Origin of the sequence: Thalassobaculum sp. (genome assembly GCF_040219215.1) — a bacterium.
Classification (GTDB): domain Bacteria; phylum Pseudomonadota; class Alphaproteobacteria; order Thalassobaculales; family Thalassobaculaceae; genus Thalassobaculum_A.
This window is the reverse complement of the sequence record NZ_JAVJSX010000007.1, coordinates 81,399-105,950: the sequence shown is the minus strand read 5'-3', so window position 1 is coordinate 105,950 and position 24,552 is coordinate 81,399. Positions and strand designations below refer to the sequence as shown.

Below are 24,552 nucleotides of genomic sequence, written 5' to 3'. Positions count from 1 at the left end.
GGCCGTGGACGGGGGCCGCATCTACTCGATACCGGTCGGCGTGCCGTTCCTGGACGCGCTGGCCCTGGGCCTGTGGGATGCGGTCGGCAAAGACCCCCTGGCGCTGGCACGGGCGACGGTGCTGCTGCCGACCCAGCGCGCGGTGCGTTCCGCCGCCGAGGCTTTCCTGCGGCTCGGCGTCGGCCGGCCGATGCTGCTGCCGGCCCTGCAGGCGATCGCCGACGTCGACGAGCAGGAGCTTGACTTGGCGCATGGCGACGATGCCGGTGTCGCGGCGGCGCTCGACCTTCCCCCGGCAATCCCGGCGCTGCGCCGCCAGCTTCTGCTGGCCCGCCTGGTTCTGGCCTACGCCGACCGGCTTGAGGCCGACGGGGTCGCAGCCCCACGGTCGCCGGAGCAGGCGGCCCGGCTGGCGGCCGCCTTGGCCGGACTGATCGACCAGGTCCAGGCCGAGGGGCTGGCGTTCGAGGCGCTCGCCGGGCTGGTGCCTTCGGAATATGCCGAGCATTGGGGCCTCACCTTGCGGTTCCTGACCATCGTCACCGAGCTCTGGCCGAAATGGCTGGAGGAACAGGGCGCGGTCGATCCGGTGGTGCGCCGCGACGCCCTGATGCACGCCCGTGCGACGGCCTGGCTGGCCGCACCACCGCCCGATCCGGTGATCATCGCCGGCTCGACCGGGTCGGTGCCGGCGACCGCCGGCCTGATGACGGCGGTGCTCGGCCTGCCGCGGGGCATGCTGGTGCTTCCCGGCCTGGACCAGGATTCCGACGATGGTGTCTGGGCGAGCGTGGGTGCCGACGCCGCGCATCCCCAGCATGGGTTGCACCGGCTGCTGGTCGGGCTTGGGGTTCCGCGAGACGATGTCGGCCTCTGGCCGGGTGCGACGACCTTCGCGCCGGCCACCGCCGCGCGGGCCCGCATGCTGCGCGAGGCGATGCGCCCGGCCGCGACCACCGAGGCCTGGCGGACGCTGGCGACGACTCCGACGGAGCATGCTGCGCGTGCGACCGGCGCGTTCGACGGCATCCGGCGGCTGGAGGCACCCAGCCCGCGCGAGGAGGCTGGCGCGATCGCCATGCTGATGCGCGAGGTGCTGGAGACCCCTGGCCGCACCGCCGCCCTGGTGACGCCGGACCGTGGCCTGGCGCGGCGGGTCGCCAGCGAGCTGGAGCGCTGGGACCTGACGGTCGACGATTCAGCCGGTCGCCCGCTGGCCGAAAGCGTGCCGGCGGCGTTCCTGCGCCTGATCGGCGACCTGGCGGCCGAGCAGGCCGCACCTGTTCGGCTGCTGGCCGCGCTGAAGCACCCCCTGGCCGCCGGCGGGCAGACGCCGGATGGCTTCCGTCGGATGGTGCGGCGCCTGGAGCGCCTGGTGCTGCGCGGACCGCGTCCGGCGCCGGGATTCACCGGGCTGCGGCGGGCGATCGAGGCCCTGGAGGACAAGCACGCCGACACGCGCGCCGGGCTACTGGCCTGGATCGACGATCTGGCCGGGCGTCTCGGTCCGTTGCTCGACCTGCTGGACCGGCCGGCGGTCGCCGCGACCGAACTGGCCGACGCCCATGCGCGCGCCGCCGAGGCGCTGGCGCAGAGCGATCAGCAGAGCGGCGCCGACCGGCTGTGGCGCGGTGACGCCGGGGAAGCCCTGGCGCGACTGTTCGATGAGATGCGCGACGCCCTTGGCGTGCTGGAGCCGCTTCCGGGCCGCGCGTGGCCGGGATTGTTCGAGGCGCTGCTGGAAGGCCGGGTGGTCCGCCCGCGCTGGGGGGCGCATCCGCGCCTGCACATTCTCGGGGCCCTGGAAGCCCGCCTGCAGCGATTCGATCGGGTGATCCTCGGAGGGTTGAACGAGGGCACCTGGCCGGCCGATCCCGCGCCCGACCCATGGATGAGCCGTCCGATGCGGCGGGACTTCGGCCTGCCCGCGCCGGAACGGCGGATCGGTCTCGCCGCTCACGACGTGTCCATGGCATTTGGCGCGCCGGAGGTGGTGCTGACCCGCGCGACCCGGGTCGAAGGCACCCCGACGGTCCCGTCGCGCTGGCTGCTGCGCCTGGAAACCGTGGCGCGCGCCCTGGGAGCCGAGGTGGCGTTCCGGCCGGACCCGGCGCCGGTGGCGTGGCACGGACGGCTCGACCGTCCGGCACGGGTCGATCCGGGCAAGGCGCCACTGCCGTGCCCGCCGGTTCATGTCCGGCCGCGCACCCTGTCGGTTACCCGGATCGACACCTGGCTGCGCGATCCCTACTCGATCTACGCCTCGCGGATCCTGGATCTGCAGGCGCTGGACGATCTGGATTCCGATCCGAACGCCGCCGAGCGCGGCAACGCGATCCACGACGCGCTCGATGCGTTCGTCGCCGCCCATCCGCGCGACCTGCCGCCGGACCCGCTGCAGCGGCTGCTCGAATGCGGGCGGGCGAGTTTCGCCGACCATCTGGACCGGCCGGGCGTGTGGGCGTTCTGGTGGCCGCGCTTCGAGCGGGTGGCCGCCTGGTTCGTCGAGGTCGAGCGCGACCGCCGACGCAGCCTGTCGGCCACCGTCACCGAACAGAGGGGCCGGCTGACGCTCCCGGGCCCGGCCGGCGACTTCACGCTGACCGGCATCGCCGACCGGATCGACCGGCTGGGCGACGGTACCTACGCGATCGTCGACTACAAGACCGGCGGCTACCCGTCGAAGAACGACCTGAAGAACGGCGCGGCACCGCAGCTGCCGCTGGAGGCGCTGATCCTGGCCGGGGGCGGGTTCCCGGACCTGCCGGTCGCCCCGGTGTCGTCGCTGGCCTACTGGCGGGTCGGGGGCGGCGATCCGCCGGGGGCGATCGACGCAGTGGAGTCGGGTGTCGCCGAGCTGGTCGCCGAGGCCGAGGCCGGGCTGCGCACCCTGATCGCGACCTTCGATGACAAGGACACTCCCTATCACTCGGTCCCGGACGCCGGCCGCAAGCCGCGCTTCAATGACTACGCCCATCTTGCCCGGATCGGTGAGTGGGCGGCGGGCGACGAGGATGGCTGAAATGGTCGTTTCGATATCGAACTGGTCGACTGTCGGTGACAGTGCGCCGATTTCGGATGGAGGGCGGTCGTGACAGCCGCCAGCGTCCTCGCCGCCGCCAACGAGCGCCAGCGGCTGGCGGCCGATCCGGCGGCCTCGGTGTGGGTGGCGGCGTCGGCCGGCTCCGGCAAGACCAAGGTGCTGACCGACCGGCTGCTGAACCTGCTGCTCGACGGCGCGTCGCCGGAGCGGCTGTTGTGCCTGACCTATACCAAGGCGGCGGCGGCGGAGATGGCGACCCGGCTGCAGTCCCGGCTGGCGGCCTGGACCGTCGTGGACGAGCCGTCGCTGGTCGAGGATCTGGCGCGGCTGTCAGGCGTCACGCCGGCCCAGGCGCGGCTGGCCAAGGCCCGGCGGCTGTTCGCCGAGGTGCTGGACGCGCCCGGCGGGCTGAAGATCCAGACCATCCACGCCTTCGCCCAGTCGCTGCTGGGCCGGTTTCCGCTGGAGGCCGGGGTGCCGCCGAACTTCCGGCTGGCCGACGACCGGGCGAGCGCCGCCCTGCTGGCCGAGGCGGAAGCTTCGATGCTGGCCCGCGCCCGTTCGGCGGCCGATGCCGATCTCGCGGCCGCGCTGTCCATCGTCACCGAGCGGGCCAGCCAGGAGCAATTCCGCGACCTGATGCGCGCCGCCCTGGGTGCGCGGACCCGGCTGACGGGAGCGCTCGAGACCGCCGGTGGGCTTGCCGGGCTGGCGGCGGCGATCCACGCGTGTCTCGGTGTCGAGCCGGGGTCGAGCGACCTGGACCTGCTGCGGGCCGCCTGCGCGGACACCGCGCTCGACGCGGCGGGCCTGCGCCGGGCCTGCGAGGCGCTGGGCCACGGCTCGAAGACCGATGTCGAACGGAGCGGCACCCTGGCGGACTGGCTGGCGCTGGGTGGAGCGGACCGCCGCGCGGCCGCGTGGGAGGCCTATCGCGGGGTGTTCCTGACCGCGGAGGGGCAGCCGCGCAAGACGCTGGCGACCAAGGCAGCGCTGGCGTTCGACGCCGCCGCCGCCGACACGCTGCTGACCGAGGCCGGGCGCCTGTGCCTTGTCGAGGAGGCGCGTCGCGGGCGCGCCACCGCCGAGCGGACAATCGCCCTGGTCACATTGGCGGCGTCGGTGATCGGGGCCTATGAGGCCGCCAAGGACCGGGGTGCCGAACTGGATTACGAGGATCTGGTGGAGCGGGCGCGGACGCTGCTGCACCGGCCGGGAGTGGCGGCCTGGGTGCTGTTCAAGCTGGACGGCGGGCTCGACCACATTCTGATCGACGAGGCCCAGGACACAAGCCCCGCGCAATGGGACATCGTGCGGGCCCTGGCGGAGGAGTTCTTCGCCGGCGCCGGTGCCCACGATGCCCGCCACCCGACGGTGGAACGCTCGATCTTCGCGGTCGGCGACGTCAAGCAGTCGATCTACAGCTTCCAGGGCGCCGATCCGGCCGGCTTCGGCATCGCCCGCGGGCATTTCGCCACGCGCGTGGCGGAGGCCGAGAAGCTGTTCCGCCGGGTCCCGCTGGAACAGTCGTTCCGGTCGACCGACGCCGTCCTTCGGGCGGTCGATGCGGTGTTCGCCCAGCCGGAGGCGCAGGACGGCGTTGCCGAGGTGCAATCCGCCGGTGGACCGGTTCCGATCGTGCACAGCGCGGTGCGGGCCGGCCATGCCGGCCGGGTCGAGGTCTGGCCGCTGGTCGAGCCGCAGGATGAAGAGGCCGGCGAGATATGGGCGCCGCCGATCGAGCGGCGGTCGACCGACGAACCGCGGGCTCGGCTGGCGGCACGGATTGCCGCACGCATCAGGGACTGGATTGCAACCAAGGAACCGCTTCCGGCGCGGGGCCGGCCGATCCGACCGGGCGACGTCATGGTGCTGGTGCAGCGCCGCGGCCCGTTCGTCCACGAGCTGGTGGCTGCCCTGAAGAAGGCCGAGGTTCCGGTGGCCGGCGTCGATCGGCTGATGCTGACCGACCAGATGGCGGTGATGGACCTGGTGGCGATCGGTCAGGCGGTGCTGTTGCCGGAGGACGATCTGACGCTCGCCACCGTGCTGAAGGGGCCGCTGGTCGGGTTGAACGAAGACCAACTGTATCGCCTCTGCCAGGGCCGGCGGGAGAAGCGGGTGTGGCGCGAGCTGCGGCGGCGGGCCGTCGAGGGCGGGGTCTACCAGCAGGCCTACGAGCGCGTGCGCTCCTGGCTGCGCCTCGCCGACCGGGTGCCGCCGCATGACTTCTACCAACGGGTGCTGGCGCGCGGCGGGCGTGAGCAACTGATTCACCGGCTTGGTTTCGAGGCCGAGGACGCCATCGACGAGTTCCTAGCCCAGACCCTGGTCTATGAGCGCGAAAGCACGCCGTCGCTGCAGGGTTTTCTGCATTGGCTGGTGGTCGGCGACTTCGAGGTGAAGCGCGAGCTGGAAGGCGCCGGCGACACTGTCCGCGTCATGACCGTCCACGGGGCGAAGGGCCTGCAGGCGCCGATCGTGATCCTGCCGGATACCCTGCGGGTGCCCCGGTTGCAGGATCAGTGGCTGTGGCACGGGACCGATGGCGGTTCGGAGATCCCGCTGTGGACCGCGTCGAGCAAGGCCGCCGACCGGGTATCTGCGCTGGCGCGGACCGAGGCCAAGCGCCGGCAGGACCAGGAATATCGGCGTCTGCTGTACGTGGCGATGACCCGGGCCGAGGACCGGCTGGTGGTCTGCGGCTGGCAGCAGCGGCGCGCCGGGACCGCCGGCAACTGGTACGAGCTGATCCGCAACGGCCTGGCGCCGTTCGCCGGGCAGCAACCGGTGCCGGACGACCCCGATGGTCCGCCGATGCTGGTGTTGGAGACCCCTCAGACGGCGCCCGCGCCGTCGCCCGCACCCGAAACCGCACAGCAGGCGGCGACCCTGCCCGAATGGGCGTTACGCCCGCCCCTGCAGCCCGAGCCGAGCCCGCCGGTCCCGCTGGCGCCGTCGCGCCCGGCCGGAGAGGAGCCGCCGGTTCGCTCGCCGCTCGACCCCGATGACGGCCGGCGCTTCAAGCGTGGCCTGATCCTGCACCGGCTGCTGCAGACCCTACCGGAGATCGCGGCGGAACGCCGCGCCGACGCCGGCCTGCGTTTCCTGCAGCGCCCGGTTCACGGGCTGGACCCGCTTACCGCCCAAGCTTGGCTCGCCGAGGCCATGGCGGTGCTGGACGATCCAGCCTTCGCCGCCGCGTTCGTTGCCGGCTCGCGGGCCGAGGTTCCGATTGTCGGCGTGGTCGAGGGCGCCGATGGCCCGGTGGTGGTGTCCGGGCGGATCGACCGGCTGGCGGTGACCGATGACGAGGTGCTGGTGGTCGACTTCAAGACCAACCGGCCGGCGCCGTTGACCGTCGATGCCGTACCGGAAGCATACCGACGCCAGCTCGGCACCTACCGGACTCTGCTTGCCGGCCTTTATCCGATGCATGCGATTCGCTGTGCGCTGGTGTGGACCGATGGCCCGCGGCTGATGGAGCTTTAGCCCCGGAGTTCCGGGCGTCGGTCTGGGTCGACGTGCGGTGAAGCTTGACCCCCCACCCCTGCGTTCCTAGATTCGCCCCCAACGCATCCTTGGAGAGGATAACTCGATGGTGACGGTCCCGGTTTCCGACGGCTCCTTCGACGACGACGTACTGAAGTCCGAAAAGCCAGTGGTCGTCGACTTCTGGGCGGAATGGTGCGGACCCTGCAAGATGATCGCTCCAGCCCTGGAGGAGATCGCCAACGAACTTGGCGACAAGGTCACCGTGGCCAAGGTCAACATCGACGACAATCCAAAGACCCCGGCAGCTTACGGGGTTCGAGGAATTCCGACCTTGATGCTGTTCAAGGACGGCCAAGTGGCCGCCATGAAGATCGGCGCGCTTCCGAAGGGCGACCTCAAAGCCTGGATCGAATCGTCGATCTAACCTCCCAAAAGCGTGTGTGCGACGCTCACGGCCTCGCTTCGGCGAGGCCGCTTTGTTTCCGGATGGCGCAACGCGCTCCCGCCCGTTACCCGTGGTCGGCGAGCACCTTGCCGGCGAGGTAAAGCGAGCCGGCGACCAGGACATGCCCGCGTTCGTTCGGATCGGCGGCAGCCCGCGCCACGCCTTCGGCGACGCTGGCCGCGACCGACACCGGAATACCGACGTCGCGGGCCGCCGCCGCCGCGTCCTCAGCCGACAGCGAGGCCGGTTCGCCCGGGATCGTCACGGTCGCGAGGCTGGCGACCAGCCCCTTGAAGTGCCGCAGATAGCCGCGCGGGTCCTTGGTGTTCAGCATGCCGAGGATCAGATGGACAGGCGCGTCCGGTTCGGCGCGGCGCCAGCCGGCGATGTGCTCGGCGATCACCCGGCCGGCATCCTCGTTGTGGCCGCCATCCAGCCAAAGCGTCCAATCCGGGCGCAACCGGTTGACCAGCGGGCCGCGAGTCAGTCGCTGCAGCCGTGCCGGCCAGCGGGTGCGTTCCAGTCCGTGGGCGCGATCGACCGGCGCGTTGGCGAGGTGGCCTTCGATCACCCGGGCCACGGCGAGCGAAATGGCGGCGTTGCCGACCTGGTGGGCGCCGGGCAGCGCCGGGCGCGGCAGGATTTCGCGGACGCCTGCCATCTCGAACACCAGCCGGTCGCCTTCCATCCGGGCGGTGAACTCATGGCCCCAGCGATGCAGCGGCGCACCGATCTCGGCCGCGCGGGCCTCGATCACGGCCAGCCCGCGCGGATCCTGCGGGCCGATGATCCCCGGCACGCCGGGCTTCAGGATGCCGGCCTTCTCGAACGCGATCTTCTCCAGCGTGTCGCCCAGATACTGCAGGTGGTCCATCGACACCGGCGAGATCGCGGTGGCGAGCGGACGGTCGATCACGTTGGTGGCATCGAACCGCCCGCCGAGGCCAACCTCAAGGACCAGCGCATCGGCCGGGGTGCGAGCGTAGGCCAGGAACGCCGCCGCCGTGGTGATCTCGAACAGGGTGATCGGCTTGCCGGCGTTGACCTGCTCGCATTCCTCCAGGATCGCGGCGAACGCCGGGTCGTCGATCTCGTGCCCGGCCAGCACGATTCGCTCGTTGAAGCGGACCAGGTGCGGCGAGGTGTAGGTGTGGACCCGGTGCCCGGCGGCTTCCAGGATCGAGCGCAGGTTGGCGACCGTGGAGCCCTTGCCGTTGGTGCCGGCGACATGGATCACCGGCGGCAGGGCCCGTTCGGGGTGACCCAGTGCTGCCAGGATGCCTTCCATCCGGCCGAGCGACAGGTCGATCGCCTTGGGATGGAGGCGCAGCAGGCGCTCCAGGATGGTCTCGGGCGTCGCGGGCAGAGGGGCGGTGATCGGAGCATCCTCCGGTCTGGGCCGGCGCGGGCCGGCGATGGGGCGGACTCTAGTCGGACTCGCCGGTGGGGGTGCGCGTATCGGCGACCTGGATCGTCGCTTTCCCGCCGTCCTTGGCCGCCGGCGCCTTGCCGGGGATGTCGACATCGGGCTGCGGCAGCGCCACGATCTGCGCCGTCGGGCGGGGCCGCAGCAGCAGGGCCAGGATCCGCCCCAGGGTCGCCTTCAGATCCTTGCGGTGCACCACCGCGTCGACCATGCCGTGCTCCAGCAGGTATTCGGCCCGCTGAAAGCCGTCGGGCAGCTGCTCGCGGATGGTCTCCTGGATGACCCGTTGGCCGGCAAAGCCAATGATCGAGCCCGGTTCCGCCAGGTGGATGTCACCCAACATGGCGAAGGATGCGGTCACGCCGCCGGTGGTCGGGTCGGTCAGCACCACGATGAACGGTAGGCCGCGTTCCTTGACCCGGTCGACCGCCGCCACGGTGCGCGGCATCTGCATCAGCGACAGGATGCCTTCCTGCATGCGGGCGCCGCCGGACGACGGAAACACCAGCAAGCCGGCATTCTGCGTCTCGGCCAGCTTGGCGGCGCGGACCAGGGCGTCGCCGACGCCGGTGCCCATCGAGCCGCCCATGAAGCCGAAATCGAAGACCGCCGCCACAGCCGGCGTACCGCCGATGGTTCCGTGGGCGACCACCATGGCGTCGCTCCGCCCGGTCTTGGCCTGGGCCTCGCGCAGCCGGTCGGTGTATCGCTTCTGATCGCGGAACTTCAGCGGGTCGAGCGCCGGCTTCGGCAGCTGGATGGTGTCGTACTTGCCGTCGTCGAACACCATCTTCAACCGGTCGATCGGGCCGATCCGCAGGTGATGCCCGCATTCGGGGCAGACGTGCAGGTTCTGCTCCAGGTCGCGGTGGAAGATCATCTGCCCGCACGCCACGCATTTGTGCCAGAGATTGTCCGGCACCTCGCGGCGCACCAGCGCCTGGATCTTCGGCAGGACCGAGTTGGTGATCCAGTTCATCGTCAGCCTTCCTTTCGGCGGCGGCAGATCAGCGGCGGGCTCCCCGCACGCCCTCGGCGAGCCCGCGCACGAAGTCGAGCGTGGCCGGCACCGTAGTTGCGGTCGCCTTGCCGTCGGCATCCAGGGACGCCTTCAGGGCCTTGACCACCGCCGTGCCGACGACGGCACCGTCGGCGCAGCGGGCGATCCCGGCCGCCTGTTCCGGCGTGGTGATGCCGAAACCGACGCAGACCGGCAGGTCGGTGTGCCGCTTCAGGCGCTCGACCGACTTGTTGACCATGTCGGTGGGCACCGCCGCGGAGCCGGTGATACCGGTGATCGAGACGTAGTAGACGAATCCGGCGGTATTCTTCAGCACCGCCGGCAGCCTGACATCGTCGGTCGTCGGGGTGGCCAGCCGGATGAACCCAAGGCCCTTGGAGAGCGCCGGCAGGCACAGTTCGCCGTCTTCCTCGGGGGGCAGGTCGACGACGATCAGCCCGTCGACCCCGGCAGCCAGTGCATCGGCGATGAACCGCTCGACCCCATAGCTGTAGATCGGGTTGTAGTAACCCATCAGGATCATCGGGGTGTCCTGGTCGCCGGTACGGAACGCCCGCACCATGTCGAGCACACCGCTCAATGTCATACCGGCCTTCAGGGCGCGCTGACTGGACTCCTGGATCGCCGGGCCGTCGGCCATCGGGTCGGTGAACGGCATGCCGAACTCGATCATGTCGGCGCCGGCGCCGGGCAGGCCCTTCAGGATCGCAAGCCCGGTCTCGGCATCCGGATCGCCGGCGCTGACGAACACGCCCAGCGCGGCCCGGCCTTCGGCCTTCAGGGCGGCGAAACGGGCGTCGATGCGGGAGACCCCGGCGGTCATGGCCGCACTCACGACAACAACCCCATGGCTTTCAGCTTGGGCATCACCGCGCCGAGGTCCTTGTCGCCACGGCCGCACAGGTTCATCACCACGATCTGATCCTTCGGCCGGTCGCCGATGAAGGTGCCGACATGGGCCAGCGCGTGCGACGGCTCGAGGGCCGGGATGATGCCTTCCTTGCGGGTGCACAGCGCGAATGCCCGCAGCGCATCGTCGTCATTGGCGGCGACGTACTTGACCCGCTTGATGTCGTAGAGCCAGGAATGCTCCGGCCCGATGCCGGGATAGTCCAGCCCGGCCGAAATCGAGTGTGCCTCGGTGATCTGGCCGTCGTCGTCCTGCAGCAGATAGGTCCGGTTGCCGTGCAGCACGCCGGGCCGGCCGCCGTTCAGCGAGGCGGCGTGCTTGCCGCTGTCGATCCCCAGCCCGCCGGCCTCGACGCCGATCAACTCGACGTCGGCGTCGTCCAGGAACGGGTGGAACAGCCCCATGGCGTTCGAGCCGCCGCCGATGCAGGCGACCAGGGTGTCCGGCAGCCGACCTTCGGCCGCCATCATCTGATGCTTCACTTCCTGGCCGATGATCGCCTGGAAGTCGCGGACCATCGCCGGGTAGGGGTGCGGGCCGGCGACCGTGCCGATGATGTAGAAATGGGTTTCGGCCTTGGAGACCCAGTAGCGAAGGGCCTCGTTCATGGCGTCCTTCAGGGTGCCGGACCCGGAGGTGACCGGGTGGACCTTGGCGCCCAGCAGATGCATGCGGTCGACGTTGGGCTTCTGGCGCTCGACGTCCTCGGCGCCCATGAAGACCTCGCATTCCATGCCGAACAGCGCGCAGGCGGTGGCGGTCGCCACGCCGTGCTGGCCGGCGCCGGTCTCGGCGATGATCTTGGTCTTGCCCATGCGCTTGGCCAGCAGGGCCTGACCCATGACATTGTTGATCTTGTGGGCGCCGGTGTGATTCAGCTCGTCGCGCTTGAAGTACAGTTTGGCGCCACCGAAGTGCTCGGTCAGCCGCTCGGCGAAGTACAGCGGGCTCGGCCGGCCGATGTAGTGGGTGTGGTAGTAGGCGATCTGGCGCTGGAACTCGGGGTCGGCCTTGGCCTGCTCGTACGCCTTCTCGACGCTGAGGATCAGTGGCATCAGCGTTTCGGCAACGTAGCGCCCGCCGAAGATGCCGAAATGCCCGTCGGCATCCGGACCGGAGCGCAGCGTGTTGGGTTGGGCCGTACCGGCCATGTCAGACCTCGTTTCGCGCGAACTGCATACCGTCCCGGTCTTAAGGCCGGGCGCCGGACGGCGCAAGGCCCGGACGGCCGTCGTTGGCGCCGGCGGCCCTGGCCGCGGCGACGAACGCCCGGATCTTGTCGGGATTCTTCACACCGGGCCGATCCTCGATCCCGGAAGAGGCATCGACCGACGCGGTACCGGTCAGGCGGATAGCCGCCGCAACGTTCCCGGCGTCCAATCCGCCGGACAGCGTCCAGGGCGTGTCGAGCGCCAGGCCATCCAGCAGGTGCCAGTCGAAGCTGAGTCCGTTGCCGCCCGGCAAGGCGCCTTTCAGGTCCTTCGGTGGCTTGGCGTCGAACAGGATGCGGTCGGCGATGCCGTCGAACGCGCGGGCAGCCTCGATATCGGCGGGGACCGCCACCGCCAGCACCTTCATGACGGGCAGGCCGGTCCGGGCCTTTATTGCGGAAACTCGCTGTGGGGTTTCGCGGCCGTGCAGCTGCAACAGATCGACCACGCCGGTCGCGACCACGGCATCGACCAGCGTGTCGTCGGCGTCGACCAGCAGAGCCACCCGGATCACACCGGCGGGCAACTCGCGCGCCAGTTCGACGGCGCGCTGCGGTGTCACCGCGCGCGGGCTGGGCGGATAGAACACGAAGCCGATCATGTCGACGCCGGCTTCAGCCGCCGTGCGGGCGGCCACCGGATCGTTGATGCCGCAGATCTTGACCTGGATCGCGGTCATGCCGCGATCTCGGCCGCCATCGCCCGGGCGGCGGCCACCGGATCGGCGGCCTGGGTGATCGGACGGCCGATCACCACGTAGTCGGCGCCGGCGGCAACCGCGGCTCCGGCGGTCATCGTGCGCTTCTGGTCGTCGCCAACGCTGCCGGCCGGCCGGATGCCGGGGACGATCAGCAGGAAGTCCGGTCCACAGGCGGCGCGGATGGCGGCAATCTCCAGCGGCGAGCACACCACACCGTCGCAGCCCGCGTCCTGGGCCAGTCGGGCCAGGCGCAGCGCCTGCTCGGCCGCGGGCCCGTGCTGGCCGACGGCGTCCAGGTCTTCATCGTCCAGGCTGGTCAGCACGGTGACGGCGATCAGCTTGGGACGCTCGATGCCGTTCGCCTGGGCGGTCTCGTGGTTGGCGGCGACGGCCGCCTTCATCATGGCGGTACCGCCGGAGGCGTGGATGTTCAGAATCCGCGGTTGGCAGGCGGCAACCGCCGAGCGCACGGCACCGGCCACCGTGTTCGGGATGTCGTGGTACTTAAGGTCCAGGAACAGCGGGATCGCGCCGGCCACCGCGCGAATACCCTCGGGGCCCTGGGCGTTGTAGAACTCCAGGCCGAGCTTGATGCCGCCGACGGAGTCGCTCAGCCGTTCGGCAAGGCCGATCGCGACGCCGCGATCCGGGGTGTCGATGCCGACAAGGATGCGGTCTTTCGGTTGGACGGGGCTGTGGGTCATGCGGCCTTTCCGGGACGCCGGTCGACCAGGGCCGGGCGCCGCTCCGCCGGCACGGCGCGAGCCCGCAGCTCTTCCTCGCGGATGCGCATGACGGCGATTTCGCGCTCCAGGTCGTCGGCCCGCTTCTCAGCGCGCTCCGCGCGGCGCTTGTGCCCCAATTCGCCGGCCCAGGCAATCACTTCGCCGACCAGCAGGCCCAGCCCCATAGCGGGCAGAACGATCAGCGACAGCGAGACCTCGACCTCGCCGGGCAGCGGCCAGAACTGGATCGGAACCGGATGCAGGTTGGAGATCGCGAACAGGACCACCAGTACGGTGATCGGGAACACCACGATGAAGGACGCCAGTCGCACCGCCCAGTTGCGTCGAGCCATGATGCCGTCTCCTCAAGTGGTTCGGATGCCGCCAGATCCGGTTGCCGGCAGCATATCGGCGCATCGGCCGCCGAACAACGCCGGGCCACGCCGCCGATACCCCATCAGATGGTCACCCTCAGCGGATTCTCCAGTGCACTCCCGGCTGCGGTGTCAGCGCTGCTCGCGGTACGGCTCCGACCGCGGCCGTCGCTCGAACACCACGATCGAGTCGTAGAACTGAACCGAGAACGTCTCGGCGGCGAACCGGGTTGCCAGAAGATCGCCGGAGCGCTGCTCGGGACCGATGCTGAAACGCTGCATGGACTTGCCTTCGTCGAAATACGGCTCGTGCAGGTGGTCCACCAGCTTCTTGGTATGCTCGATCATCGTGACGCCGGGCCCGGCGTCGGCGTACCGGGGCCAATAGCTCGTGTGGGTGTCTTCGCAGATGTAGATGCCGTGGGCCGTCATGCGCGGATACAGGAAATTGAAACTGTTGATCTGCTGGCGGGCGGAATGCCCGCCGTCGTCGATTACCACCTCGAACGGTCCGAACTCTTCCTCGACCTTGCGCAGGAACTGCGGGTCAGCCTGGTCGCCGATGCGCACGGAAACGTTCGGCCGCATGCCGTCGTGGACCATCGAGCGCGGCTGGATATCCAGTCCCACGATCGTTGCCGCCTCGCCGAAGTACTCCGACCACAGGGACAGGGAGCCGCCGTTCTTCACACCGATCTCCAGGATGCGGACCGGCGATCCACGAAACCGGGCAAGATGGCGCTCATAGATGTCGAAATAATGGTGCCATTTGAAGATCCCGCGATCGTCGGACGACAGAAAGCGGTCGTATAGATCGCCGCTGGACTGAGTGGCGCGTGCCGGAATCCGGACCCGGTCACCAAGCTTCTTGTCGTCACTCATTCCGATGTTTCCCGGTGCAATGCGGGCCCTGCGCGCGCGGCCGGCATCCTAGACAACGACACCGTTTGGGAAAAGTCGATGCCGGCGCTGACACTTGGACAGCGCCGGCGAGAAGAGTTCGGTCGCTACCGGATCTCCCGGAAAGGCTCCGCGCGCGGTCGCCGTTCAAAGACGATCATCGAATCGTAGAACAGGACGGAGAACGTCTCGGCGGCGAAGCGCGTAACCTGCAGGTTGCCCTCGCGGTCCGTCGGTCGGATGCCGAACCGGTCAAAAGCCTTGTCTCCGCCTCGATAGGGTTCGTGCAGATGATCGATCATCTTCTTCGCGTGCTCGATCATCGTCACCCCCGGGCCGGCGTCGGCGAACCGCGCCCAATAGCTCGTATGGGTGTCCTCGCAGATGTAGACGCCACGCTCGGTCATGCGCGGGTACAGCAGGTTGAAGCTGTTGATCTGCTGACGGGCGGTGTGCCCGCCATCGTCGATCACGACGTCGAACGGCCCAAACTCGTCATCCAGCCGCGCCAGGAACTCCGGGTCGGCCTGATCGCCGATGCGGACGGTGACGTTCGCCCAGCCGCCGTCGAACGCCAGCGTCTGCGGGTCGACGTCGACACCAACGATCCTGGCTTCGGGGCCGAAAAACTCGGACCACAGGGACAGCGACCCGCCCTTGCTCACGCCGATCTCCAGAACCCGGAACGCCGTGCCGCGGAACCGGCCCAAATGACGCGTGTAGACATCGAAATAGTGATGCCATTTGTGAATGCCGCGGTCATTTCGTGACAGGAACAGATCGTACAGATCGCCGGTCGACTGAACGTCCCGGGCCGCAAGACCGACCCGATCACCAAGCTTCTTGCCGTTGCTCATTCGCGGTCTTTCTGGCGCAGCGCCGGTGGCCCGAAGGCGGCATCCTAGCCAGTGAGGGCACCGGGGAGAAGGCTGCGGCTTGACCGATGCGGGCGCTAAGCGTCGACCAGCGCGTCGTAGCCGCGGCCCAGGAACTGCAGCACGCAGAAACCATTTCCCCATGGATCCGCGAGACCGGCGGCGCGCCCCCATTCGTAGCTGTGCGCCGGCGATTCCAGCACCGCCCCGGCGGCAACGGCACGGGACACCGTGGCATCGACATCGTCCACCACCAGGTCGAGGTGGACAGGGGTCCAGTGCCGGGCGTAGTCGCGCGTCTGGTGCGCCCCCTTGAACGGCGTGCTCCCGGCCGGTTTTCGCAGAAGGTAGATCGGCGCACCCAGGCCGAGCAGTTCGACGACGTCCGATCCGAGCCGACGACCGACCCGCAGGGCGAAAGCCTCGACATAGAACCGTTCGGCGGCTGGAAGGTCGTCGACGTCGATGTTGACCAGGAGATTCATGGCAGCCTTCGGATTGCTGGAGCGCCGGGGTGTCCGGTTCACAATACCGGAAAGGATCTCAACGTTACTCCGCCAGTCGCTGCATCCAGCCGGCCGTCGCTAACGTACCCGGCCGGTCGAGCGCCTGGAGCGCCGCCACCACCCCGCCGCGATCGGCGGCGTTCTTGTTCTGCGACAGCTTGGCCTTGGTCTCGAACTGGTCGACCGCGATCCGGAAGGCGGTGATGCCCTTGCGCATCCGATCGACGGTGCCCGGGATCATCTTGTCCATGGTCCAGGGACGCTTCGGCAACAGTGCCGCCTCATGCTCGGCCGACAGGTCGGCCAGCAGCGCCACGACCGCCTCGCCGTCGTCGACCTCGGTCAGCGGGCCGGCGGCGTGGACCGCCAGATAATTCCAGGTCGGCACCTGATTCTCCGTGACATACCAGTCCGGCGAGACATAGGCGTTCGGCCCGGTGAACACCACGGTCGCCCGCACCGGCGCTTCGGTGGACGATTCGGCGATCAGCCGGGCCATCGGGTTGGCCTTGGCGACGTGACCGCGCAGCTCCAGGGCCTCGCCGTCTGCGTCCACCAGGATCGGCAGGTGCGCGATTTCCACTGAGCCCGCACCGGTGGCCGCGATCAGCAGGGCAAACGGATGCTCGCGCATGACCTCCAGGGCGGCGGCGTGATCGGCAAGCCTGAAGGCGGGCGGAATGTACATGGTTGGCTCCAACGGGGCGGCAGAACAGGGGTTCGCTTACGCCGATGTTGGTCGTATCATGAGGGCCAAAGTCGTTTCATTCATGGGGCCAAGAGATGGCAGATGCCTTGCCGGTCTGGAGCGTGTTCCAAGTCGACCGCAGCGAAGCCGCGCCGATGCAGGAGCAGATAGCGGCGTTCTTCCGGCGGGCGATCGCCGACGGCCGTCTCGGGCCCGGTGCCCGACTGCCGTCGACCCGCAGCCTGGCGGAGCAGATGGTGGTGGCACGCAACACCGTCAGCCTGGCCTATGAGCGGCTGGCCGCCGAAGGCTATGTCGAGGGCCGGCGCGGCGGCGGGACCCGGGTCGCACGCGATCTTCCCGATCTGACGCCCAATATTCCGGTTGCAACACGATCGACCCCGGCGATGGCGCCGCCGGTCCGGTTGTCGGCAGCCGCGCGGATCATGCTGGGCGAGCGGGTCGGAACCGGAGGATCGGGCTCCGCCTCGATTCCCGAGCCGCTGCAACCCGGCCGACCGGGCCTCGACGCGTTTCCGGGCCGGGTCTGGGCCCGCCTCGCCGGACGGTTCTGGCGGGAGACCCCAGCGACCGACTTCGGTTACGGCGATCCGGCGGGGCATCCGTTGCTGCGCCACGCATTGGCCCGCTACCTCGGCGCCTTCCGTGGTCTGTCGCTCGATCCCGATGCGGTCATCGTCACTTCCGGCGCCCAGCAGGCCATCGACCTGGTGTCGCGCGCGCTGCTCGATCCCGGCGACGCCGTCGTGCTGGAGGAGCCCTGCTATCCTGGCTTGCGCGGGCCGATGGCTGCGACCGGGGCTCGGTTGGTGGCGGTGCCGGTCGACAGCGAGGGCCTGGACGTTGCGGCGGCGCGGCGATCGGCACCCGATGCCCGGTTGGTGACCGTGACGCCGACCCATCATTTCCCGCTCGGTGTGACCCTGTCGCTCGCCCGTCGCCGGGCGCTGGTCGACTGGGCCGGTGGTTCGGGGTCGGGGGACGACGGGCCGTGGATCCTGGAGGACGACTATGACGGCGAGTTCCGCTACAGCGGCCGGCCGGTCCCGCCGCTGAAGGCGCTCGATGGCGCCGGGCGGGTGCTGTATGTCGGCACGGTCTCGAAAGCCCTGGCGCCCGCGTTGCGCATCGGTTTCGTGGTGGCGCCGTCGCCCCTGGCCGAGACGCTGGTTCGGCTGCGCGGCCACTTCGACCGGCAGCCGGCGTTGGACGCCCAGGTGATCCTGGCCCGGTTCCTGGACGACGGCCATATGGCCGGGCACCTGCGCCGGATGCGGACCCTGTACCGTGACCGCCGTGACGCGTTGGCCGATGCCCTGGAGTCCGCCGTCGGCGCACGCGCGCGGGTCGAGCGACCGGAGACCGGCATCAACCTGACGGTGGATCTGGTGGATGGTTCGTCCGATGTGGCCGTCGTCGAGGCGGCGCGGTCGCGCGGCGTATCGCCGGCGTCACTGTCCGGTTTCTACCGGGGGGCCGCCAAACGCAACGGATTGCTGGTGGGGTTTGCCTCGCTGCCGCGGGCACGGGCGACCTGGGCGGCCCGAATGGTGCGCGAAGCGATCGACCAAGCGGGACGATCGGGCTCCGGACGCTGATGCCGGTCAGGTGTTGAGCTTGTCGCGCAGCAGCTTTCCGGTCTTGAAGAACGGCACGAACTTGGAGCTGACCTTTACCGCTTCGCCGGTACGGGGATTGCGCCCGACCCGGGCCTCCCGCTGCTTGACCGAGAACGCCCCGAAACCGCGCAATTCGACCCGGTCGCCGCGGGCCAGCGCGTTCGAGATCTCGTCAAATATCGTCGAAACGATCCGCTCGACATCCCGCTGAAACAGGTGTGGGTTGGCTTCCGCCAGCCGCGCGATCAATTCGGACTTCGTCATGATCGCGAACCTCCGCGATTCCCTGTCGCGAAGCGGCCAGCACCAGTTCACCGGCACACTGTCCCGCCCCAATTGGGAGATTGCCAGCGCCTGTCGGTCAGGTCAAGCGTAAGTATCTCTAATAGAACCGTTTTTTGACTAACGCCGCGGCCTCCAACGGAAACGGGCCGTTCGCTTGCGGCGAACGGCCCGTCCGATGTTCCAGATCCGACGGGAATCAGTCGTCGGTCTTGGCCGCCTGTTCGCCTTGACGCAGTGCCGCACCGAGGATCTCGCCCAGGCTGGCGCCGCTGTCGGAGGAGCCGTACTCGGCCATCGCCTGCTTCTCTTCGGCGGTCTCGCGCGCCTTGATCGACAGGGTCACCTTGCGGCTCTTGGCGTCGATGTTGGTCACCTTGGCATCGACCTTCTCGCCGACCGCGAACCGCTCGGGCCGCTGCTCGGAACGCTCGCGCGACAGGTCCGACTTGCGGATGAAGCCGGTCATGCCGTCGCTCAGCTGGACCTCGATGCCGCCTTCGGTGATCTGCGTCACCGTGCAGGTCACCACCACGCCCTTCTTCAGGCTGGCGGCACCCGACGCGAACGGATCGCTGGTCAGCTGCTTGATGCCGAGCGAGATGCGCTCCTTGTCGGTGTCGACATCCAAGACCTTGATCTTGACCATGTCGCCCTTCTTGAAGCTCTGAATGGCTTCCTCGCCGGGGGTCTCCCAATCGATGTCCGACAGGTGAACCATGCCGTCGATGTCGCCCGGCAGGCCGACGAGCAGACCGAACTCGGTGATGTTCTTGACCTCGCCCTCGATCTCGGTGCCGGTCGGGTACTTGCTGGCGAACTCGTCCCAGGGATTGCCCATGCACTGCTTGAGGCCGAGCGAAATCCGACGCTTGTTCGGGTCGACGTCCAGGATCATCACCTCGACCTCCTGGGAGGTGGAGACGATCTTGCCCGGATGGACGTTCTTCTTGGTCCAGCTCATCTCGGAGACGTGCACCAGGCCCTCGATCCCCGGCTCCAGCTCCACGAAGGCACCGTAGTCGGTGATGTTGGTCACGCGGCCGGTGAACTTGGTACCGACCGGGTACTTGACGTCCACGCCTTCCCACGGATCCGCCTCGAGCTGCTTCATGCCGAGGGAGATACGCTGGGTCTCCGAGTTGAAGCGGATGACCTGGACCTTGACGGTCTGGCCGATCTGCAACGCTTCGGTCGGGTGGTTGATGCGGCGCCATGCGATGTCGGTGACGTGCAGCAGGCCGTCGACGCCACCGAGATCCACGAACGCACCGTAGTCGGTGATGTTCTTGACCACGCCGGACAGGACCATGCCTTCCTTCAGCGAGGCGACCAGCTCGGAGCGGGCTTCCGCGCGGCTCTCTTCGAGAACGGCGCGGCGCGACACCACGATGTTGCCGCGGCGGCGGTCCATCTTGAGGATCTGGAACGGCTGCGGGGTACCCAGCAGCGGGCCGATGTCACGCACCGGCCGGATATCGACCTGGGAGCCCGGCAGGAACGCCACGGCGCCCGACAGGTCGACGGTGAAGCCACCCTTGACCCTGCTGAAGATCACGCCGGTCACGCGCTCGTTGCCGTTGAAGGCGCCTTCGAGCTGCGCCCAGGCTTCCTCGCGGCGGGCCTTGTCGCGGCTCAGCATCGCTTCGCCGTTGCGGTCCTCGAGGCGCTCGACATAGACCTCGACGATGTCGCCCGGCTTCAGTTCCGACTTCTGGCCCGGGGACGCGAACTCCTTGACCGCGACCCGACCTTCGGACTTCAGCCCGACGTCGATCAGCGCCATGTCGTTCTCGATGCTGACGATGGTCCCCTTGACCACGCTGCCCTCGATCGAGGTCACCTGGCCGAAGGACTCCTCAAGCAGAGCCTCGAAATCTTCAATTAGGACGTTACTGGTAGCCATGAATTCTCCTGAAAGCGAACGGACGTCCGCGCTGGGCGCGTCCGTCGCATCGGCGGCTCGAACTGGGATCGCTTAAGGCCCGATCCTGAACTCGGGCGCCCCGGGTCTCCGTTCCCGGGTGTCGACCGAAATCCGCGGCCGCCGGGTTGGTGGTTGATATACCGACCGGGCGTCATGCCTCGGCCGGTGTCGGCTATGCCCGTGCGTCGATCGCGGCGAGCGCGCGTGCCAGGACCTGATCAGGGGAAAGATCGGTTGTGTCGATCTCGACCGCATCGTCGGCCTTGCGCATCGGCGCCACGGCCCGTCCAGCATCACGCGCGTCGCGCGCCTCGATCTCGGCGCGAACGCGCTGGTATATACTGGCCTCCCCGCGTTCGAGCAACTCTTTGTGGCGCCGCCGGGCCCGCTCCTCCGTCGACGCGGTCACGTAGAGCTTCACCGGGGCGTCGGGCAGAACCACGGTTCCGATGTCGCGGCCGTCGACCACCGCGCCCGGCGGGGTGTTGGCGAACTCGCGTTGAAAGTCCAGCAACGCCTGGCGGACCGCCGGGATCGCGGCCACCACCGAGGCTGCCGTGCCGACGTCAGGGCGGCGCAGATCGGCCGAGCCGAGCAGCGCGACGTCGAGGGCGCGGGCCGCCCGCTCGGCGGTCTCCGGGTCGTGCGGGTCGCCGCCGGAGCGCAGGATCTGAAGGGCGGTCGCGCGGTACAGGCCGCCGGTATCGAGGTGGCGCAGGCCGAGGCGGCTGGCCAGCGCCAGACCCAGCGTTCCCTTGCCGGCGCCGGCCGGACCGTCGATCGCGATGATCACGCCGCCACATCCGTCGCCGGGGCGATCGCGGCGCCGGCACCGTTCATCAGGTCGGCAAATCCCGGAAACGAGGTCGCGATGGCGGCGGCGTCATCGATCGCCACGAACTCCTCCGAGACCATGCCCAGCACCAGGAAGGACATGGCGATGCGGTGGTCGAGGTCGACCGGGATGGTGGTCCGGCCGGCCACGCCGTTGCCGGCGCCGCGCACGGTCAGGTCGTCGCCGTCGACATCGACCCGCACCCCGCAGGCGGTCAGGCCCTTGGCCATGGCGCCGAGACGGTCGCTTTCCTTGACGCGCAGTTCTTCCAGCCCGCGCATCACGGTGGTGCCCTCGGCAACCGAGGCGGCGACCGCCAGGATCGGATACTCGTCGATCATGGTCGGTGCCCGTTCCGGCGGCACGTCGATGCCCTTCAGCGGGCCGTGCCGGACGATCAGGTCGGCGACCGGCTCGCCGGCTTCGGTGCGCCGGTTGGTCAGGGTGATGTCGGCGCCCATCTCGATCAGTGTTTCGAACAGGCCGAAGCGCAGCGGGTTGGTGCCGACACCGGGGAGGGTGATCTCCGAGCCCTCAACCAGCAGAGCGGCAACGGCCGGGAATGCCGCCGAGGACGGGTCGGCCGGCACGACGACTTTGCGGCCGGTCAGCTCCGGCTGTCCGACCAGCGTGATGCGGCGGCCGCCGCCGGGCATGTCCTCGACCCGCACGTCGGCGCCGAAATGACGCAGCATGGTTTCGGTGTGGTCGCGGGTCGGCTTCGGCTCGATCACGGTGATGTGGCCGGCCGCCCCCAGCCCGGCCAGCAGAATCGCCGACTTCACCTGGGCCGACGCCATCGGCAGTGTGTATTCGATCGGGATCAGGGTCTCGGGACCGATGACGGCGCCGGGCAGGCGCCCGCCCTCGCGAGTGGCGAACCGTACCCCCATCTGCGACAGCGGGGTCATCACCCGGCCCATCGGCCGGCGGCGCAGCGAACCGTCGCCGGTGAAGATCGTGGTCATCGGCTGCTGGGCGGCCACGCCCATCAGCAGCCGGGCCCCGGTCCCGGCGTTGCCGCAGTCGATCACGTCGGCCGGTTCGTCCAACCCTGAGACGCCTCGGCCGTGCACATGCCACCGGCCGTCCTTGCCACGCTCCACCTCGCAGCCGAACGCCCGCATGGCGCTCGCCGTGGCCAGGATGTCCTCGCCCTCCAGCAGGCCCTCGATCGTGGTCTCGCCGACCGACAGGCCGCCAAAGATCAACGAACGGTGCGAGATCGACTTGTCGCCGGGAATCCGCAGCGTGCCGGTCAGCGGGCGCGCGCGGCGTGACAGCAGCGGGGTCGGCATCGGATCCTCCTGACCTCTGGATCGACAGGTTCTGAATCGGCGGCGTCTTAGCACGCTCCCGGCCGGTCGGCGAGCCAGCGCCGCAGGTCATGGCCAATCGCGTCCAGCACCGGAGGCCAATCGCCGCGCGTCGCCTGCCGGTACAGCCGGAGCGTCGGGAACCAGGGGCAGGTGTCGCCGCCAACACCCCAGCGCCAGTCCGGGCGGATGTGCAGAATGCCCCAGACCGGCCGGCCGAGGCCGCAGGCCTGGTGAATCGTCGAGTTCGAGATCGAGATCACCAGATCGGTCGCCGCCAACTGGGCGGCAAACCCGTCCAGATCGCTCAAGGCGTCGATCTCGGGATCGTGGGCGATGTCGACCCCGGTGACCGTTCGGGCCTCGTCCAGGTCGGCCGACACGTCGCCGTACTGGACGGACAGGAACAGCGCCTCCTGCCCGCACAGGATCGGCCGCCACTGGGCGAGAGGCACGTTCTTGCCCTTGAACGCTGCGTTGGTCGATTTCCAGGCGACCCCGATCACCGGGCGGCCGCTGGACCAGGCGCGATACCGGGCGCGCAGGGCGGCGACCCGGCCCGGATCGGCGACCAGCCAGGATCGCGGCCCCCGTCCGAACGAAGCCGTGTCGGGACGCAGAAGGCGTCCCAGGTTCCCCTGGGGAACTTGCGCGCCGATCGAGGCAGCCATCAGCCGGGGATCAGGCGGGTCGGCGCGGGCGACCACATCGAGTTCGGGAAACGAGCGGGCGAACAGGGGCACCAGCCGCGGGTCGCATTCCAGGATGATGCGGCCGACTCTTGGCGCCACCTCCGGCAACAGGCTGGCGAACTGCATCTCGTCGCCGACATTCTGGTCACCCCACACCGCCAGCGACAGCTTCGGGTCGGCATGCCCGTCCCAGAACGGCTGCGGCAATCGGTCCGGACGCGGCCGGGCGTGCCTGAGGCGGAGCCGTCTGTCGTACAACGGCCACCCGTCCCTCCATCGTTCCAGCGAAAGCAGAAGCATGCCGAGCTCGAAGGCGTTGCTGTCGAAGCGTGGATCGATCGCCAGGGACCGTCGGCCGGCCGTCACGGCCCGGTCCCAGTCACCCGCGTGACGAAGGGCGGCGAACTGATTGTGCGCTGCCGCCTGGTCCGCCGGCTTCAACAGCAGCGCCCGCCGGGTGGCGCGGCGCGCCTGCTCCGGCCTGCCAAGCACGTGGGCGAGCGCGCCCAGCAGGCACCAACTGTCGACGTGGGCCGGCGCAAGGATCGTTGCCCGTTCCGCCTCGATTCGTCCGGTGTCGAAGGTTCCGGACCGCTGGTGGGCGAACGCGAGCATCGCCACCAGCGCATGCCGGCCCGGATCCAGCGCGACGCCGTGTCGGGCCGATCGGATCGTAGCGGTGGCGTCACCTGCAAGATGGGTCAGCGACGCGCGTTTGTGCCAGCGATCGGCCGGGGTCATACGGAGGTCCGATTTCGTTTTAGGTGACCGGTCGGGGAAGTTTGCCTTTGACATGAGTTCACGAACATGGATATTCCGCCGCCACACCGCCCTCCGGGTGTTTTCGCGGGGCGATAACGTCGGACAGACGCGGAGCAACGACGGTGGTCAAGCCGGAATGGGGCATCAAGCGTCTCTGCCAATCGTGCGGGGCGCGCTACTACGACTTTCAACGCAGCCCGATCGTGTGCCCGAGTTGCGGCACGACGTTCGATTCGGAGGCTGTGCTGAAGAGTCGGCGCGCGCGGCCGTTGCCGGCCGACGATCCCAAGCCCAAGGCGCGGGTCAAGGACAAGGTCGACCCCGAAGAGGCGGACGACGAGGACGAGGAAGAACTCGACGAGGACGAGGATGTCATCGTCGATGACGATGATATCGACGACGAGGAAGAAGACGATGTGGTCGTCGACCCGGTGAAGCGCTCGCCGGACGCGGTCGTTGCCGATGACGATGACGACGATGACGCGGTGGTCGTCGCCGACGACGACGATGACGATACGATCTCTCTGGACGAGGTCGAGGAAGCCGACGAGCCGGACGAGGAAGAACGCTGATTCAAGGCACGGGGACCGACCTGAAGTCCCCTCGATAAACCCCTTGATCACCCAGGGCGTACCCGCTACCTACTGCGGGCGCTTCGGGAGACCGGGGCACCCAGGTTTCGGGGCCATAGCTCAGCTGGGAGAGCGCTACAATGGCATTGTAGAGGTCGTCGGTTCGATCCCGTCTGGCTCCACCAAATCCGCTACGAGGCCCGAAGC

General features: G+C 69.2%; 21 protein-coding genes and 1 tRNA gene. 6 read left to right on the top strand and 16 right to left on the bottom strand.

All coding sequences use genetic code 11. The features are described 5' to 3' along the window. Positions 1 to 4: 4 nt before the first annotated feature. From addB to trxA, 3 genes are all read left to right on the top strand, one after another. Positions 5 to 3,022: a double-strand break repair protein AddB gene (gene addB, locus RIC54_RS04065; RefSeq protein WP_350098261.1), complete on the top strand. Its 3,018-nt coding sequence runs from the start codon at positions 5 to 7 to the stop codon at positions 3,020 to 3,022. A 69-nt stretch (positions 3,023 to 3,091) separates the two neighbouring features. Continuing rightward, positions 3,092 to 6,535, top strand: a complete 3,444-nt coding sequence (gene addA / locus RIC54_RS04060) for a double-strand break repair helicase AddA (protein ID WP_350150568.1) — start codon at positions 3,092 to 3,094, stop codon at positions 6,533 to 6,535. A gap of 106 nt (positions 6,536 to 6,641) precedes the next feature. After that, a complete protein-coding gene (gene trxA, locus RIC54_RS04055) occupies positions 6,642 to 6,962 on the top strand; it encodes a thioredoxin TrxA (RefSeq protein WP_007678948.1) in 321 nt (106 codons plus the stop codon). 85 nt (positions 6,963 to 7,047) lie between these two features. Here the strand turns inward: trxA and RIC54_RS04050 are convergent, their stop codons facing one another. The 11 genes from RIC54_RS04050 to RIC54_RS04000 all read right to left on the bottom strand — a co-directional run bounded on the left by RIC54_RS04050 (position 7,048) and on the right by RIC54_RS04000 (position 16,319). After that, entirely contained in the window at positions 7,048 to 8,271 is a 1,224-nt protein-coding gene (locus tag RIC54_RS04050) for a bifunctional folylpolyglutamate synthase/dihydrofolate synthase (RefSeq protein WP_350098259.1), read from the bottom strand. 139 nt (positions 8,272 to 8,410) lie between these two features. After that, on the bottom strand, positions 8,411 to 9,388 hold the full coding sequence (gene accD, locus RIC54_RS04045; RefSeq protein ID WP_350098258.1) for an acetyl-CoA carboxylase, carboxyltransferase subunit beta: 978 nt from the start codon (positions 9,386 to 9,388) through the stop codon (positions 8,411 to 8,413). Between the two features lie 28 nt (positions 9,389 to 9,416). Next, a complete protein-coding gene (gene trpA, locus RIC54_RS04040) occupies positions 9,417 to 10,253 on the bottom strand; it encodes a tryptophan synthase subunit alpha (protein WP_350098257.1) in 837 nt (278 codons plus the stop codon). Between the two features lie 8 nt (positions 10,254 to 10,261). Next, a complete protein-coding gene (gene trpB, locus RIC54_RS04035) occupies positions 10,262 to 11,491 on the bottom strand; it encodes a tryptophan synthase subunit beta (protein WP_350098256.1) in 1,230 nt (409 codons plus the stop codon). Positions 11,492 to 11,531: 40 nt separating this feature from the next. Further along, positions 11,532 to 12,230 (bottom strand): phosphoribosylanthranilate isomerase, encoded by a 699-nt coding sequence (locus RIC54_RS04030; protein WP_350098255.1) that lies wholly within the window; start codon positions 12,228 to 12,230, stop codon positions 11,532 to 11,534. Further along, positions 12,227 to 12,955: an orotidine-5'-phosphate decarboxylase gene (pyrF, locus tag RIC54_RS04025; protein ID WP_350098254.1), complete on the bottom strand. Its 729-nt coding sequence runs from the start codon at positions 12,953 to 12,955 to the stop codon at positions 12,227 to 12,229. Before pyrF ends, RIC54_RS04030 begins: the two co-directional genes overlap by 4 nt. Beyond that, positions 12,952 to 13,329: a LapA family protein gene (locus RIC54_RS04020; protein WP_350098253.1), complete on the bottom strand. Its 378-nt coding sequence runs from the start codon at positions 13,327 to 13,329 to the stop codon at positions 12,952 to 12,954. The genes pyrF and RIC54_RS04020 overlap by 4 nt, the downstream gene beginning before the upstream one ends. Before the next feature lie 153 nt (positions 13,330 to 13,482). Next, entirely contained in the window at positions 13,483 to 14,232 is a 750-nt protein-coding gene (locus RIC54_RS04015; RefSeq protein WP_350098252.1) for a class I SAM-dependent methyltransferase, read from the bottom strand. Positions 14,233 to 14,357: 125 nt separating this feature from the next. Next, the gene (locus RIC54_RS04010) at positions 14,358 to 15,107 is read right to left on the bottom strand and encodes a class I SAM-dependent methyltransferase (RefSeq protein ID WP_350098251.1); all 750 of its coding nucleotides are present in this window, start codon (positions 15,105 to 15,107) and stop codon (positions 14,358 to 14,360) included. 95 nt (positions 15,108 to 15,202) lie between these two features. Next, positions 15,203 to 15,610, bottom strand: a complete 408-nt coding sequence (locus RIC54_RS04005) for a VOC family protein (protein WP_350098250.1) — start codon at positions 15,608 to 15,610, stop codon at positions 15,203 to 15,205. A 64-nt stretch (positions 15,611 to 15,674) separates the two neighbouring features. Continuing rightward, the gene (locus RIC54_RS04000; protein ID WP_350098249.1) at positions 15,675 to 16,319 is read right to left on the bottom strand and encodes an FMN-binding negative transcriptional regulator; all 645 of its coding nucleotides are present in this window, start codon (positions 16,317 to 16,319) and stop codon (positions 15,675 to 15,677) included. Positions 16,320 to 16,414: 95 nt separating this feature from the next. Between RIC54_RS04000 and pdxR the strand changes: the two genes are divergently transcribed. After that, on the top strand, positions 16,415 to 17,938 hold the full coding sequence (pdxR, locus tag RIC54_RS03995; RefSeq protein ID WP_350098248.1) for a MocR-like pyridoxine biosynthesis transcription factor PdxR: 1,524 nt from the start codon (positions 16,415 to 16,417) through the stop codon (positions 17,936 to 17,938). A 6-nt stretch (positions 17,939 to 17,944) separates the two neighbouring features. On the opposite strand, the gene ihfB is transcribed toward pdxR, so the two are convergent. From ihfB to RIC54_RS03970, 5 genes are all read right to left on the bottom strand, one after another. Next, positions 17,945 to 18,223: an integration host factor subunit beta gene (ihfB, locus tag RIC54_RS03990; RefSeq protein ID WP_007671251.1), complete on the bottom strand. Its 279-nt coding sequence runs from the start codon at positions 18,221 to 18,223 to the stop codon at positions 17,945 to 17,947. A 217-nt stretch (positions 18,224 to 18,440) separates the two neighbouring features. Continuing rightward, a complete protein-coding gene (gene rpsA / locus RIC54_RS03985) occupies positions 18,441 to 20,147 on the bottom strand; it encodes a 30S ribosomal protein S1 (protein ID WP_350150566.1) in 1,707 nt (568 codons plus the stop codon). 193 nt (positions 20,148 to 20,340) lie between these two features. Next, the gene (gene cmk / locus RIC54_RS03980) at positions 20,341 to 20,961 is read right to left on the bottom strand and encodes a (d)CMP kinase (RefSeq protein WP_350098246.1); all 621 of its coding nucleotides are present in this window, start codon (positions 20,959 to 20,961) and stop codon (positions 20,341 to 20,343) included. Next, positions 20,958 to 22,301 carry a 3-phosphoshikimate 1-carboxyvinyltransferase gene (gene aroA, locus RIC54_RS03975; protein WP_350098245.1) on the bottom strand — a complete coding sequence of 448 codons (1,344 nt, stop codon included), beginning with the start codon at positions 22,299 to 22,301 and terminating at the stop codon, positions 20,958 to 20,960. Before aroA ends, cmk begins: the two co-directional genes overlap by 4 nt. A gap of 47 nt (positions 22,302 to 22,348) precedes the next feature. After that, complete coding sequence (locus RIC54_RS03970; protein ID WP_350098244.1) at positions 22,349 to 23,752, bottom strand: tetratricopeptide repeat protein; 1,404 nt, start codon at positions 23,750 to 23,752, stop codon at positions 22,349 to 22,351. Between the two features lie 143 nt (positions 23,753 to 23,895). On the opposite strand from RIC54_RS03970, the gene RIC54_RS03965 reads away from it, so the two are divergent. Next, positions 23,896 to 24,345 (top strand): TIGR02300 family protein, encoded by a 450-nt coding sequence (locus RIC54_RS03965; RefSeq protein WP_350098243.1) that lies wholly within the window; start codon positions 23,896 to 23,898, stop codon positions 24,343 to 24,345. Positions 24,346 to 24,454: 109 nt separating this feature from the next. Further along, a tRNA-Ala gene (locus RIC54_RS03960) sits at positions 24,455 to 24,530 on the top strand. Positions 24,531 to 24,552: the final 22 nt, after the last annotated feature.

Coding starts and splice junctions, on each gene's coding strand:
- pyrF (WP_350098254.1), bottom strand. CDS start 12,955: ATGACCCACAGCCCCGTCCAACCGAAAGACCGCATCCTTGTCGGCATC.
- RIC54_RS04030 (WP_350098255.1), bottom strand. CDS start 12,230: ATGACCGCGATCCAGGTCAAGATCTGCGGCATCAACGATCCGGTGGCC.
- RIC54_RS04020 (WP_350098253.1), bottom strand. CDS start 13,329: ATGGCTCGACGCAACTGGGCGGTGCGACTGGCGTCCTTCATCGTGGTG.
- accD (WP_350098258.1), bottom strand. CDS start 9,388: ATGAACTGGATCACCAACTCGGTCCTGCCGAAGATCCAGGCGCTGGTG.
- ihfB (WP_007671251.1), bottom strand. CDS start 18,223: ATGACGAAGTCCGAATTGATCGCGCGGCTGGCGGAAGCCAACCCACAC.
- RIC54_RS04005 (WP_350098250.1), bottom strand. CDS start 15,610: ATGAATCTCCTGGTCAACATCGACGTCGACGACCTTCCAGCCGCCGAA.
- RIC54_RS04015 (WP_350098252.1), bottom strand. CDS start 14,232: ATGAGTGACGACAAGAAGCTTGGTGACCGGGTCCGGATTCCGGCACGC.
- trpA (WP_350098257.1), bottom strand. CDS start 10,253: ATGACCGCCGGGGTCTCCCGCATCGACGCCCGTTTCGCCGCCCTGAAG.
- trpB (WP_350098256.1), bottom strand. CDS start 11,491: ATGGCCGGTACGGCCCAACCCAACACGCTGCGCTCCGGTCCGGATGCC.
- RIC54_RS04050 (WP_350098259.1), bottom strand. CDS start 8,271: ATGGAAGGCATCCTGGCAGCACTGGGTCACCCCGAACGGGCCCTGCCG.
- trxA (WP_007678948.1), top strand. CDS start 6,642: ATGGTGACGGTCCCGGTTTCCGACGGCTCCTTCGACGACGACGTACTG.
- RIC54_RS03970 (WP_350098244.1), bottom strand. CDS start 23,752: ATGACCCCGGCCGATCGCTGGCACAAACGCGCGTCGCTGACCCATCTT.
- RIC54_RS04010 (WP_350098251.1), bottom strand. CDS start 15,107: ATGAGCAACGGCAAGAAGCTTGGTGATCGGGTCGGTCTTGCGGCCCGG.
- aroA (WP_350098245.1), bottom strand. CDS start 22,301: ATGCCGACCCCGCTGCTGTCACGCCGCGCGCGCCCGCTGACCGGCACG.
- RIC54_RS04000 (WP_350098249.1), bottom strand. CDS start 16,319: ATGTACATTCCGCCCGCCTTCAGGCTTGCCGATCACGCCGCCGCCCTG.
- rpsA (WP_350150566.1), bottom strand. CDS start 20,147: ATGGCTACCAGTAACGTCCTAATTGAAGATTTCGAGGCTCTGCTTGAG.
- pdxR (WP_350098248.1), top strand. CDS start 16,415: ATGGCAGATGCCTTGCCGGTCTGGAGCGTGTTCCAAGTCGACCGCAGC.